Origin of the sequence: Bacillus alkalisoli (assembly GCF_002797415.1) — a bacterium.
Taxonomy (GTDB): domain Bacteria; phylum Bacillota; class Bacilli; order Bacillales; family Bacillaceae_I; genus Bacillus_CD; species Bacillus_CD alkalisoli.
The window spans coordinates 3,432,081-3,445,142 of sequence record NZ_KZ454944.1; the positions used below are offsets into that span (position 1 = coordinate 3,432,081).

A 13,062-nucleotide genomic window follows, 5' to 3' on the forward strand; every position below is an offset into this window, starting at 1 on the left:
TCCGTGGTGTATCTAAATGAGGTTTTTACCAACCAAGATTTATTCTCCCTCTAGTTCCTTAGAATACTTCCCATATGTTTCTTGATAGTTACTATTAAAAAAGTTATAAGGTTTTGTTAAATCAATTCTGTTAAAGTCGTATTCTTTAATCGTATCTAGAGTTTGTCCATTATTGGAGATAAATATAAAGGATTGAAAGGTATTTTCTAGTTTACTAAAAATAAACTGTGCTGTTTTCTTAATTTCATCATTATTAAAATCATCTTTTAGAAAAGTATCAATAATCATTGGCATATTTATTACTTCCTTATTTTTCAGTGACATTTCATAAATAGTTAAATATTGAGCTATAAATGCCTGCACTTTAGATGCTCCAGATAATCCAATCTCTACTGATTCCAAGTTGGATGTATAGTAGTTTTTAAAAGAGAATTGGATATTCAATTCATTAAATGCCTGTATCATCAATCTCTTATATTCTTGTGAAACATCTCTTCCATTTAATTTATTTAAATTCTCTTCAACTTCTTCTAACTTATCTTCGTATTCCTTTCTTTGTAATTCCAATGTTTTTATCTCTTCTTTTAGCTTAATGTTTATGCGGGACAACGCATAACTATCTGCCCTTTCTATTAGCGATACTACAGTAGCATCAGCGTTTAACTTCTCTTCAAGGTTGTTTTGATCAGCCTTTAATGCTTTTACTTGCTCCATTGAATCATTTATAGTCTTTTCTACCCCATCTAGATGCATTTTAATTTTTTCACGTTCATTTATTAAGTTTTCCCTTGTAAGTAGCAACCTATAATTCTGTTCCATATTATTGTCAACTCTCTGATTGCATGTTGGGCATTCTTTTTCTATTTCTTTTTTTATAAAATTTTCTACAGATAAATCTAGTTTGGATTGCATCTCTAATAGAGAATTTTTGGTGTATATACTTTCATTAAGCTCTTCTTTTATTCTGTGTTCTGTTTCAATAATATTATTATATAATTGTAGGACTAGTTTATAATTTTCTTTAAAGTCCTCAACATCTATACTCTCAATAATTTTTATATTTCTTATATTTTCTTGAATTATCAACTCTTTACTTCTTATTAGAGAATCAATTTCTTGAAAATTAGCTTTTGCCTTATTTTTTTCTAGTTGGAGAGTGTAGTATTCGTTACTTCTCGCCCCACTAAAGTATTCCAAGAGTATTTTTTTAATATTGGATATAAAATTTATTCCGTTAAATGTAGTAGCTAGATAACTCTGCCAGCTATAATCCTGATCCGTATAAAATGGAAGGAAAATATGGTTTGGAAATAGTTTGGTTTCAGTATTTTCTTTACCTGTGGTAATTAATCGTATACCTAATACCTCATTTAGTTTATCCTTGAAACTAGTTGTGTCGTAATAAATGTTACTGTTATATTTATTTTTTATAATCTTAAAGTAATTTTTCCCTTTTCCATCTTTTAGTCTCCGTCTTATAAGAATAAAATCATCATTTTCAATGGAAAACTCTAAAATATAAATATTATCTGGATATTTCTTCAAAAAATCAAAACTTCTTACATCACAGCCCAAAGTGTACAACATAGCTCTAGATAGAGTAGATTTTCCAGTATCTTTTTCTCCCACTATTAAGTTAATATTGGATGTGAAATCTCGGCTAAAAGCTTTCTTATTTGATGGAGAAATAATCGAGAACTTTTTAATGAAAAAATCCAATTAATTCATCTCCTTTGCTACAAACAATAATATCAATACTTTTATCTCATGATCATTTAATCTTATACATATATCTTCAAAATAATTATTACTTTTTATTTCATGAAAAATATCATATAAGTCATCGAAACTTTTCAAATCGAAATATTCACTTATCTTTTGGTAGTCTTGTAGAATAGGGTGGTTTCTAATTTGTAGAAAGCTGTTTATCTCAGTAAAAATTAAGCTTATTTGAATACTTCTTCTATCTTTATCATTTAAGAAATGTGCACAGTCACTAAAGTTGAAATCGTTCTCTAAACTAGTATATTTATAAATCTGTTGTGTTAAATAGGTATTTGTTAACTCACACTTATTCTTCCTAATTCTTCGTATCTCATAAGTGAGTGCATTATAAAGTGCAGTACTATTAATTTTATTATCTCCAAGGATTTCATTTATAGTATCTTCTATAAAAATTCTAGTTACTTCTTCATGTCTTGTTTTAGGTATTAATCGAGTAGCGTGTATTTTAGCCCATTCATAACTTTCAAACAATGTTTCATTAATTATTTCTTCCTTAACTTCCTCACTTAAATCTTGAAAACTAAAGGTTTTTAAATATTTTATACCCTCTAGATCCTTTGATAGCTTCTTGGAAAACTCAATATTCTCGCAGACGAGCAAATGAGATTCGACCTTACTCTCTCCGATTTTCCCCTTAACTTTATTATAGTTTGTGTACATTTTTTCTATAATAGATAAACCCGAACTATCTTTCTCTGTTATTCTAGAAGGCTTATACAATAGTTTTGGAGTTATATTATTGCTGACACTCTTAGCCTGAAATAAACTAATTTTATCGCTCACAATTATAAAATCTTCTATTTTTTCATAAATTAATGCAAAATCTTTCTTATCCTTCAACTCATTAAATATTAAATATATCGCTGACGATACTTGGAATTCAAAACCGTCTAACGCATTATCTCCACCATTTTCCTCATCTTCTATTGCTATTAATTGATGTATAATTGAGTTATCGATCATCCAATTCCTCCTAAAAGTACACGTAAGCCCTTCCTAATTATCCATTAATATACATTAACCTGCAATAAAAAATAGGCATTTCCTCATATACTTATCAAATTGCATCTAAGTTTATTAGATTTCAAAACAAACTAAAAAAGGAGAAGAGAAGTCATCATCAGACGACTTCTCTTCTCCCTTTAAGGTGAAACGACTCACTACATTGTTATTTAGTTGTATTTGTATTGTATCTATTTTTTTTCGATCTTTAATCGTAATCTTATTAATAATGAGTTGTAGTAGGTGCTTCCTCTGTTCTGTGGTAATAGATTCTTTATAAACTTTTTCGAAGTTTGTCATTACCTCTTTTACCATTTTGAACGATATTTCTGCCTTATTACTTTGGTTTAACTGCCTTTCAATGGGCGAAAGCCTATTCTCTAAGTTTTGCTTCTCTTCATTAATCTTGGCAAGTCTGTCTACCAGTTCACTTTTACTTAGTACTCCATCTTCAAACAAACTCAAAACTTTGTCTTTTTTATTAGATGCAGCATCAATTGACTTCTTTATTTGGTTATATTCTTGAAGCGGGGATGAAACATCTTTGTTTACTGCATTAATACGGTCAACAACATCTTTAATTAACATATCGTTATTTGTAAAATGTGATATTTTACTTAAGACGTATTCATCAGCATAATTAGTTCTAATACCATTGGAATTACAAGCAGCAGTTCCTTTGTTTTTCCAAGCACCACACACATAGTACTCCAAAACTCTCTTGCTACCATCTTTATTCTTATTAGTGGCTCTCCCTAGAACCATACCAGCTCCACAAGAAGGGCACCTCAAAAGTCCAGTCAATGGATATTCACCGCTGTGAACTCTGTTTGGCTTATTACTTCTTTTTTCAAGTATTGCTTTTACTTTATTACAGTCTTCTTCGCTAATTATTGAATCATGTTGCCCTCTCTCAATAACTGGATTGGAATTAATGCCACTTCTTCTCTTCTCACTCCAATCTTCCCTTACGTTGTAACGAATATAACCAACGTAAATTGGATTTGTGATGATTGTTTTAATTGCATTTATAGAGAATAGGTTTCCTTTTTTGCTACGATGACCTTCTTTATTAACGGTATTAGCAATAGATTTGTAGCCATTCCCTTCGAAATATAGCTAGAATATTCGCCTAACTGTTTGTGCTTCTCTCTCGTTTATAACTAGCTTGGTTGATTTTCTCCTTTTATTTTCAGCCGATATCTCAACAGAATCATAACCTAGTACTTTTCCACCATTCCATGAGCCTTCTCTAGCTTTTTCTAAGAAGATTGACAAGAGATAAATACTTTATACTTTCTTTCTATTTTCAGTAGATAAAGGCAGATCTAGTTGAACTTGAAATACCGCATGATCGCTCCCTGGGATACGCTTAATAAAAGATCTGGTTTGCATTCCCGGTACTTCCTTTTTAGAATCTCTCATTTCTCATAACCTCCTTTCCAATTTTGTAATAGTGCTGCTTAAATAGTGATAAAACTTCCTTTGACACGAACTCATTTTGACTTAACTTATCAAAAAGACTCGTTTTCTCTTGTTCCGTATTCAATAAAGCATGCCTCCACCTGCCTCCTGAAAAAGACAAAAAAGCACCGCTCAACAAGCCTACACTTCTGTAGACCAATCGAACGGTGCTTCCGTATATTTTCAGTATTTAATTAAGTTAATCATATCTATAGCCCTAAAAAGTAACTATTAATAAAAAGTAAAACATACAAATTAGTAGATAACAAGAAATTATTAATAATTTTCCAGAAAAACTTCTAAAAGTAGTGGTGAGCTAAATCAAAAAATACCATGCACTTAACCTCTTAGTGGATTCCATTATATAAACCCTAATTGCAGAGTATCGTACTACTGCGCAGGCAAGACACGTCTTTTATTTTATATGTGACTTTTTACAATCATTTAAGTTACTCTTTATTTTTGATTCTTCTAATATGAGCAGGTTGTTTAGTAATTAATAATATTTCTTAGATCTAGGCGTATTAATACGTTTTGTATTTGAGAGTAAACACCATAGGTCCCACCATTAGAATATCCCTTAACTATTCCTCGAGCTTGTCCACTGTAGTAAACAGGACCTCCGCTATCTCCTGGAACTGGCGCAACAGACATTTGTACCATATTAAAATAATAACTTAACCCAAAAAAACCTGACCAGTTCGCATTTCTTATTGTTCCACATTTAATATTTGATTCAATCCCTGCAAAACAAACTGCTTGTCCTACATAATCGTCACTTGAAGCCTGGTAACTAGTTATACTAATTGACCTTGAAGAGGAACCATATAGTTTGTTGCTTTTATTACTTGAACTAATAGCAATAGCTGCAGCGTCAACACTATCTGAATTGGCGAATTTCGCCATTTGACCAATTGTCCCCCCACCCTGAGTTACAGATTTCCATTGATGTCCACAATGACCAGCAGTTAGATAATAGTACTGAACTGACCCATTTACATATCCCCAGGCTGAGAATGCCCCAGTACAACTACCACCGTCTATGGCTATCCCAGCTTGTAATGGTCTGTATTGACTAAACCTATTAGTATCTTGCGCTCTCGGAATTTCTTTCACAGAAAATGGTACATTAATATATTGTTTTAAGACTTCCTCTATTTCATTAATATACTTATCTACCCCTATTTCAAGTTGATTTAATTTTATGTCCGTTGCTATAGAATTAATTATAATTCCCTTACTAGTTAGTTCTTCTAGGTGTAAAATTAGTTTGTCGTGATCAGCGTCTAATTCTTTTTCAGATACATTTACTTCTACAAAATTTATATTAAATTCATTATATTTTTCAACTATATTTTTTATTTTCATTTCAATATTAGGAACGGATTTCTTTATTCCTATATTAATAACTCCACCTTTAGTTTGGTCTATATATACCCCACCAAACTCTTCATTATTTAAATAATTCTTTATATTTCCTTTAAGTTCTGGGACTATCTTGTCTAATTTTTTCAGTCTATTTGTAAGTTCCGTTTCCTCTTCATAGGTCATGTATATACCAAATGCTTGTTTGGATGCCTTTGGATTTGCCATTACTTCTTTTACAAAATTTTTATTACTTTTAAGTCCAAACTCTTCCCTAAATTTAATATTTTCTTCCACCTCATTAAGAATTTTATTCGCCTTATCACTTTTATTTTCTGATTGTGCTGTTGTAGCAACTGCAGAAACTGAAATTATTGGTGACAAAAGAATAATAGATAAAACAATAATCCATATAAAGCTTCTCTTCATTTTTTCTCCTCCTAGAATATTAATTAATTATTACAAGATAAGTTTACCTTTATCTGTAAATTATATCAATGAATATTTTGAATTTACTGACATAATATGAAGTGTTATAATTACAAGTGAATTTATAAATAGGAGGAATAAGAATGTATAGAAAATATCTATCATTAGGATTTATATTAGTGATATTAATATTATCTGGATGTGAAAAAGAAGTTTTGATAGACGCTAAGGAATTTTCAGTGGTTACGATAAAAAATGTAAAAACAGAAGAAATAATTTACTATAGTGAAGATAAACAAGCAGTTGATAAAATTATAGATACTATTAATAAATCGAAAACTTCTGATAATGTTGAAACATTGGGTTCCCCATATCGTTTAATTTTATCTAATCTTAATAACAATTCATCAAAGGAATTATTAATATATGAACAATCAGGAAACGTAATTGTTGACAAAATATTGGTATATACTAGTTTTGATTATTTTGACTAGATAAGAAAAAACAAGGAATTATCGCCCCAGATGAAATGAAGGAATTATCTATTAAATTAAAATTACTATTTAAATTAACAGAGGGGAATATGGAAGGAGAAACAGATACTAATCAAAGTAGGATGTACATAATTGCTTTCAACCAACAATGAAGCTACGAATGTAATTTTTGGTTTTTCTTATTAGGAATGTCTTATAAATAGCCCCTTAAATAGCTAATTAAAATCATCATTTCGACTTTTATCGGCACGACACCCACTATTAAAAAGTGGTTAAAATTGTAGCCACATTGGTATGCATTATTCGCGCAAGTTCATTTAAATTCATTGGGTGAATGGTTGTCTTTCCATATTTTTTAATAGTTGATATTTTCAAACAATAAAAACCCCTAATGTGGAAGACTTGTTATTTTAGCTAAATAAACAAGCATTCACTATTTGGGGTCTTTCCAATTACACAAGGCTAATTTATTTCTTGGTTTAAATCCCTTTGATCTAACGTACTTCTAATCCATCCGCTTCCAACTCTTCACCAATATTTACAATTAACTTTTTATGCTCTTCATTTTCCTAAGAAATATGAAGAATTTCCTTCAAAATATTCACTAAAAAGATATTTATTATACTATCATTTTACCATTTGTTGATTTTATAAAAGTAAGCTAACTAAATCAGCCTCCTCATTCCAACAATTTGATCCTTTTTAGGAATAACCTTCATTGTACTATTTATGTACACTATCACAAAACAATCACAAGAAAGGTATTTTCTCCTCCTTTTAATACTAATACTGTTACAAAAGTTAAAGGAGTGATAAAACTGAATGAAATAAAAAATGTCGCCATATACTGTCTAGTAAGCACAGAAGAACAAGCTTCTGAAGGTTATAGCATATCTGCTCAATTGCAAACCCTTCGTCAATATGTACATCTTTATGGGTCGCAGATTGCAGAAGAATACGTTGATGAAGGCATTAGTGGGAAAGATATAAAAGGGCGACCTGCCATGCAAAGTATGATATCTGATGTGGAAAAGGATAAATTCCAAGCTGTCCTTGTATGGAAAATATCACGTCTTTCAAGAAATATGTTGGATACTCTTGTTCTGCTAGATAAATTCGAAGAGTATGATGTAAAGTTCATTTCCTACTCTGAGAATTTTGATACATCAAGTCCTATAGGCAAACTTGTCGTTCAACTGATGGCCTCCATTGCCGAAATGGAGAGAAATACGCTATCTGAAAATGTAAAGCTCGGGATGACCCAGAGAGCTAAAGAAGGAAGCTGGAACGGCGGAGTAGTTTTCGGATATGATTCTATAGAAAAAGAGCTTGTTGTTAACACCAAAGAGGCAGAGCTTGTTCAACTTATTTTTACTCTATATGCAGAGGGTAATGGTCTTAAGGCTATCGCTAATAACTTAAACAAAAATGGTCATAAGACAAAACGCGATAGATTCTTTTCAATAAATGGTATTGCTACTATATTAGATAATCCAATCTATGTTGGTAAAATCCGATGGTTACAAGTTGAGAACTGGGATAAAAAGAGAAGGCGTGGCAAAAATGCGAATCCCATTTTAGTCAATGGGAAACACGAAGCGATTATTTCTAACGAGCTTTGGAATATCGTTCAAGCCCGAAGGCAAAGTAAGTCCTTTAAGCAGCGTCAGTCAAACGAGCCTTTCCTATTAAGTAGTATCCTACGCTGTCCTGATTGTGGCCAAGGCATGGTTCCTTCTATCACTACTTCTACACAAAAAGATGGAACAAAACGAAAATATCGCTATTATGTCTGCGGCGAATTCCACAACAAAGGATCAGCTGCATGTAGAGCAAATTCAATTAAAGCCTACGATGCAGAATATGCTGTCTATAATCGTATAGCTGACTTCTTAAATGATTTAGCTGGCTTTCGTCAAACCATAGAAAATATTAATAAAGACACAGTTCATACAAACTTTAAACTAAAAGAGCAATTGAATCAGATCATTCAGAGGAAAATTCTTCTTCAAATGATGATTCAAAAGAGAAAATGCCACCTTATCTTCAGATTTTTTTGCCTCTATTTATGGTACGGTTCACCCCTAATAATCCTAAACACCCTATAAACTTGCTCTAGTAGTATTAAACGCATCATTTGATGTGGAAAAGTCATCTTAGAAAAAGGTAACGCATCGTTTGCTCGTTTCATAACATCACTGCTTAGTCCGAGTGATCCGCCTATGATGAAAGCTATTTTACTATTTCCATATGTAGCTAGCTTGTCTATTTCTTTCACAAGTTCTTCATAAAAGGTGCCTGCCCTCAGTACGTTAAAGTTTTTACTAGTTGGGGGTCAGGCACCTTTAAACTTTCATTTCACAACCACCTTCTGAACACTTTCCTTTTCCAACAATTCCTTCACCCTCTGGTCGATTCTTTCTATCTCCCCGGTAGGGTTTCTCCACCAGTTCCGACTCCAGATTCGTTCGATTTTCCAGCCGCGGCTTTCGAGGAAGTTTTGTCTGTATACATCTCTGTCTTTGGCGCTTTGTGAGCTATGGTACATGGCACCATCACACTCGATGCCTAGAATGTATCGAGATGTGTCTTCTGGGTGCACGATCGCCATATCGATTCGGTAGCCGGACATTCCCACTTGTGTCCAAACTGTGGTACTGGCCCCATAGCCTAATTTTGCACCCAAAACTCATTCTATCCCTTCACAAATCTCTTCCCAACGATTCTCCAATTCTTCTTTCTCTCTATATAACTTCTGCAAAACGTCTATATCGGTACTTTCCGCAAGTTGCTGGTCTACTTCTAATATCCGATTTTCTACGATAGCTAATTCCTTCTTCAACAGTTCTGAATTATTACCATCCTTTTTCTTCGTACTGATGGAATGTTGCCCCTCCTTTTTCTTCTCTGGGGTGATCTCTACTTTCTTACTCCGCAGTGCCTTTTCATCCCATTTCATTTTCGCATAATCATAGTTTCCTACATATCCATTTACTTCTTGATTTTGGATCCAATAAATTTTTTCAAACAGTTTATTAAGAAAATAGCGGTCGTGAGAAACTGCTATGATCGTTCCATTAAAGTCTTCTAATGCTTCTTCTAGAACTTCCCTTGATTCAATATCTAAGTGATTGGTTGGTTCGTCTAAGATTAGCAGGTTGATATCTTGGTACATTAGCTGCGCTAAGCGTAGTCTCATCCTCTCTCCTCCACTGAGCTGGGAGACTTTTCGATAGACGGTATGTCCATAAAATAGAAACCTCGCTAAAATCCCTCTCGCTTCTCCTTCTGTCACACGCACCTCACTACGGAAGACATCTATCAATGTATCGTCCGTAATGTCAGAAAAAATATGTTGGGATAAATAGCCGACCTTCACATTACTGCCTAAACGAACCTCTCCTTTGTCTGGTTTTAATTGGTGAAGCATGAGCTTAATTAATGTAGATTTTCCAGTTCCGTTTTCGCCTATAATAGCCACCCTTTGTTGATAGTTCACATCTAGGTTTACGTTTTGGAAGAGTAGTTGATCACCAAAATACTTTGATACATCACGAAGTATGATTACGTCTTTTCCACTTCGATCTGCTGCTTCCATTTCTAGATTCATTTTCTTTCTATTTAGGATAGGGCGATTAATTTTCTCCATTCGCTCTATCGCTCTTTCCATGTTACGTGCTCTTTTATGAAGACCTTCACTCGGTGGATTCGCTCTGTTTGCCCACTCACGTAGCCGCTTAATCGCTTCTTTCATTTTCTTTATTTTCTTTTGCTGTTCCTCAAATGCTTGGAACTCATTTAACAGTCGCTCTTCTTTCTCTCTCATAAATCCTGTGAAGTTCGTGTGGTAGCAGGTTATTTCGCCGTCCTCCATATCTAGTATTTTGGTTGCTACTTCATCTAGAAAATAACGGTCATGGGAAACTACAACAACCGTTCCACGATATTCTTGTAAAAAGTTTCCTAGCCATTCAACTGCCATCAAATCTAAATGATTAGTCGGCTCATCTAATAGCAGTAAATCCGGTTCATGTAGAAGGGAAATGGCCAATCCAACCTTCGTCTTTTCTCCTCCACTTAATGTTGAGAATGCTTTATTTAATAGAGATTTTATGTTTAAACCATTTACGATTTTTTCAATATTGGCTTCTATCTCATAGCCACCTTGAATTGTAAAATGGTCTTGGACGTTGCCATACTCTTGTATGAGTCGCTGCATTTTCTCTTCTGTCGTTTCTCTGCTCATCTCCGCTTCTAATTGCTTTATCTTCTCTTCTGTTTTTAATAGATCAGAAAAAGCAGTTTGTAGTACCTCTTTTGTTGTATGTTCATTATGGTAATCAGGAATTTGCGATAGATAGCCGATTTTCAAGCCTTTTTTCCAATGAATTTGGCCAGCATCGGGTGCTTCTTCTCCAGCTAGCAATCGAAACAACGTCGTTTTTCCGCTACCATTTCGACCGACTAGACCCACTCGGTCGTTTTCTTTTATTTCAAATGTTATATTTTCAAAGATGGAGTTTCCTCCGTACATTTTTTTCACTTGGTTTACACTACATGTGATCATGCTTGATCCTCCTAGTTGTTTACTGAATGTTGTTTATGTGTAAGAGATGTATCCGTTATTTTCTTTACAGGTACATGCTTTCCGTAGCAATCAATTTCCTTCTTCAAATCTTCTTCAACTACACTCTTGGTTTTAATAGATTACAAAACCATACTAAACACCTTTTAAAAACACGAAAAAGCCAAAGAGATTACAGCAATCCCCATGGCTTCCTTCAGAAAAGTAGGCACAAAAAAAGAGCGTAGGAAACGCTCTCTTTTTACCTATATTTATTGTGGGTAAAGAGATGTTTTCTCTGTATTTGTTTTGCTATTTAGTTGCTAAAAATGGGCATACGTATCCCGTTGACAACTAATACAGCAAATTTTGCACGGACGAAATATAAGAATTCATTCCAGAAACCGCGCACCAAAACAGTAGTTAACATCCTTTCCCACCTCCGTTCTAAATAATTATGTTTATTTTAGCATTATTTAGTAATATTATCAAATGAAGATTAGGAAATTTCCAGCCACAGGAACAGTTCTTCTAGGATGTGAAATGTGGACGAGGTTAAATTTACATCCTATTAAAATGTGAATTTAACCCCGTCCCTGTTTCTCACAACAACCTCTTCAACTCCTCAAACGACCTCACATCATTCCCCTCTACAATATCCCATACTTTCTGTGCGTTCTTTGGCCCGATTTTTCGGAGCATGTATTTGGACCAGAGTTCTTGTTGTTCCTTTTGGGTTAGGTTGATTCTTTTCCTTAGTAACAACTTCAATTCATCATAATGCATGGCTCTTTTGTTTTCGTTTGCCTCGAGTTGTTGCTTTTTTCTCTCTTCCATCATCTGTTGGCGTAATAATTCTTTTTGTTTTTCTAGTTCTTTTCTTTGTTGTTCCTCGAGTTCTATTCTTCTGAGCTCGGCTTCTTCTTGTTCTTTGTGTAGGAAATGATAGTTTTCGATAAATTGATTTCTATTTGATTCTTCTATTTGAGGATCGCTTAAGTTTAACTTTTTTTCGTTTATTGCTAATGCTTGGGAGAATGGTATTTTGTATCCTTCTCCTAATAAAAATGCTCTAAATGGTTTTTGTATTCTGTCTTTTAGATAGCGATGAATGAGCACGGAGATACCGTCTTCAGTTGATTGAATATAATATAAACTCCTTACTTCTACCTTTAAGTTAGGCAAGGAGGCTACGTAATTATAAGGTTTAAAGAATAATAGATCTGTTGCTATTGTTTTTAAAGCAGTTTCCCATTTTTTATCTTCGGAAGTATGTAGTGAAATGGATGCTTCTGCTTCCCATAGGACGATGGCATGTTTTTCTTTTTCAATGGCTAGTTCTTTATTTTCTATGAACCAGATAGGGTGCATGCCTTGTTGTTGAAAGTACTTGTGGCGTTTTTGTATTTCTTTTGCAAGGGTAGCATCTAGGTTGGGGGTAACGTTTGTCACGATGGAAATAGCGAGTTCCGTTTGGCCAATTTTTAGAAAAATGTCAGGATATTGCTTTAAGTTTATGTTTGCACGATAACCGTAATCAACATTGATAGTGGGATTAATCTTAGAAGTAGATTTTAGTTCATCTATAAATATATCTACGAGGGTCTTATGCTGAGGAGTTTCTCTTTCTGTTTGTTTTCTATACTTTTTTTCTGCTTTATCTGCCATTTTTGATTCTGTGCAAGCTTCTGAATGCCTATGGGAAAAATGGACTTCTTTTATGTCACTGTACTTGACGATTAGTTCCGCCTGACAATAAGGACATTGGTAAATACCTTTTTTCGCGAGTTGCTTGTAGGATTGTACATGTTCTTTTGTTAAATGATATGGTAGTCTTTCGGTTACTTGTTCGATTACATGGTATGCTTCTCTCATTTTTATCACCTCTTCATTTTTAATAGAATAATAGGGACAGGCCGATTAATGCGTTGTTGCATTGTGGCTGCTGTCCCTGCCGTT

General features: G+C 33.5%; 11 protein-coding genes and 2 pseudogenes. 2 read left to right on the plus strand and 11 right to left on the minus strand.

Annotated elements, in window-relative coordinates:
• Nucleotides 1-39: 39 nt before the first annotated feature.
• The 6 genes and pseudogenes from CDZ89_RS17205 to CDZ89_RS17220 form a co-directional block, all read right to left on the minus strand.
• Nucleotides 40-1,719 (minus strand): hypothetical protein, encoded by a 1,680-nt coding sequence (locus tag CDZ89_RS17205; protein ID WP_100334080.1) that lies wholly within the window; start codon nt 1,717-1,719, stop codon nt 40-42.
• Nucleotides 1,720-2,748 (minus strand): dsDNA nuclease domain-containing protein, encoded by a 1,029-nt coding sequence (locus CDZ89_RS17210; protein WP_100334081.1) that lies wholly within the window; start codon nt 2,746-2,748, stop codon nt 1,720-1,722.
• A 114-nt stretch (nt 2,749-2,862) separates the two neighbouring features.
• Nucleotides 2,863-3,591: a recombinase zinc beta ribbon domain-containing protein gene (locus CDZ89_RS17215; protein WP_264755096.1), complete on the minus strand. Its 729-nt coding sequence runs from the start codon at nt 3,589-3,591 to the stop codon at nt 2,863-2,865.
• A 51-nt stretch (nt 3,592-3,642) separates the two neighbouring features.
• Nucleotides 3,643-3,894 (minus strand): annotated as a pseudogene (locus tag CDZ89_RS20330) (recombinase family protein); the annotation flags it as partial.
• A gap of 183 nt (nt 3,895-4,077) precedes the next feature.
• Entirely contained in the window at nt 4,078-4,212 is a 135-nt protein-coding gene (locus tag CDZ89_RS20335) for a hypothetical protein (RefSeq protein WP_264755097.1), read from the minus strand.
• 528 nt (nt 4,213-4,740) lie between these two features.
• Entirely contained in the window at nt 4,741-6,045 is a 1,305-nt protein-coding gene (locus CDZ89_RS17220) for a S1 family peptidase (protein WP_100334082.1), read from the minus strand.
• Between the two features lie 143 nt (nt 6,046-6,188).
• Between CDZ89_RS17220 and CDZ89_RS17225 the strand changes: the two genes are divergently transcribed.
• On the plus strand, nt 6,189-6,539 hold the full coding sequence (locus tag CDZ89_RS17225; protein ID WP_100334083.1) for a hypothetical protein: 351 nt from the start codon (nt 6,189-6,191) through the stop codon (nt 6,537-6,539).
• 809 nt (nt 6,540-7,348) lie between these two features.
• The gene (locus tag CDZ89_RS17230) at nt 7,349-8,647 is read left to right on the plus strand and encodes a recombinase family protein (RefSeq protein ID WP_227521542.1); all 1,299 of its coding nucleotides are present in this window, start codon (nt 7,349-7,351) and stop codon (nt 8,645-8,647) included.
• Here the strand turns inward: CDZ89_RS17230 and CDZ89_RS17235 are convergent.
• The 5 genes and pseudogenes from CDZ89_RS17235 to CDZ89_RS17250 all read right to left on the minus strand — a co-directional run.
• Nucleotides 8,602-8,826, minus strand: a pseudogene (locus CDZ89_RS17235) (23S rRNA (pseudouridine(1915)-N(3))-methyltransferase RlmH); the annotation flags it as partial. The gene CDZ89_RS17230 and the pseudogene CDZ89_RS17235 sit on opposite strands and share 46 nt — an antisense overlap.
• A gap of 66 nt (nt 8,827-8,892) precedes the next feature.
• Complete coding sequence (locus CDZ89_RS17240) at nt 8,893-9,225, minus strand: DUF559 domain-containing protein (RefSeq protein ID WP_227521543.1); 333 nt, start codon at nt 9,223-9,225, stop codon at nt 8,893-8,895.
• Between the two features lie 3 nt (nt 9,226-9,228).
• Entirely contained in the window at nt 9,229-11,106 is a 1,878-nt protein-coding gene (gene abc-f / locus CDZ89_RS17245; protein ID WP_100334084.1) for a ribosomal protection-like ABC-F family protein, read from the minus strand.
• Between the two features lie 313 nt (nt 11,107-11,419).
• Complete coding sequence (locus CDZ89_RS20385) at nt 11,420-11,533, minus strand: RAxF-45 family protein (protein WP_303621592.1); 114 nt, start codon at nt 11,531-11,533, stop codon at nt 11,420-11,422.
• A 173-nt stretch (nt 11,534-11,706) separates the two neighbouring features.
• Entirely contained in the window at nt 11,707-12,978 is a 1,272-nt protein-coding gene (locus tag CDZ89_RS17250) for a competence protein CoiA family protein (RefSeq protein WP_100334085.1), read from the minus strand.
• Between the last annotated feature and the right edge of the window lie 84 nt (nt 12,979-13,062).

Coding starts and splice junctions, on each gene's coding strand:
- CDZ89_RS17210 (WP_100334081.1), bottom strand. CDS start 2,748: ATGATCGATAACTCAATTATACATCAATTAATAGCAATAGAAGATGAG.
- CDZ89_RS20335 (WP_264755097.1), bottom strand. CDS start 4,212: ATGAGAGATTCTAAAAAGGAAGTACCGGGAATGCAAACCAGATCTTTT.
- CDZ89_RS17220 (WP_100334082.1), bottom strand. CDS start 6,045: ATGAAGAGAAGCTTTATATGGATTATTGTTTTATCTATTATTCTTTTG.
- CDZ89_RS17225 (WP_100334083.1), top strand. CDS start 6,189: ATGTATAGAAAATATCTATCATTAGGATTTATATTAGTGATATTAATA.
- abc-f (WP_100334084.1), bottom strand. CDS start 11,106: ATGATCACATGTAGTGTAAACCAAGTGAAAAAAATGTACGGAGGAAAC.
- CDZ89_RS20385 (WP_303621592.1), bottom strand. CDS start 11,533: ATGTTAACTACTGTTTTGGTGCGCGGTTTCTGGAATGAATTCTTATAT.
- CDZ89_RS17250 (WP_100334085.1), bottom strand. CDS start 12,978: ATGAGAGAAGCATACCATGTAATCGAACAAGTAACCGAAAGACTACCA.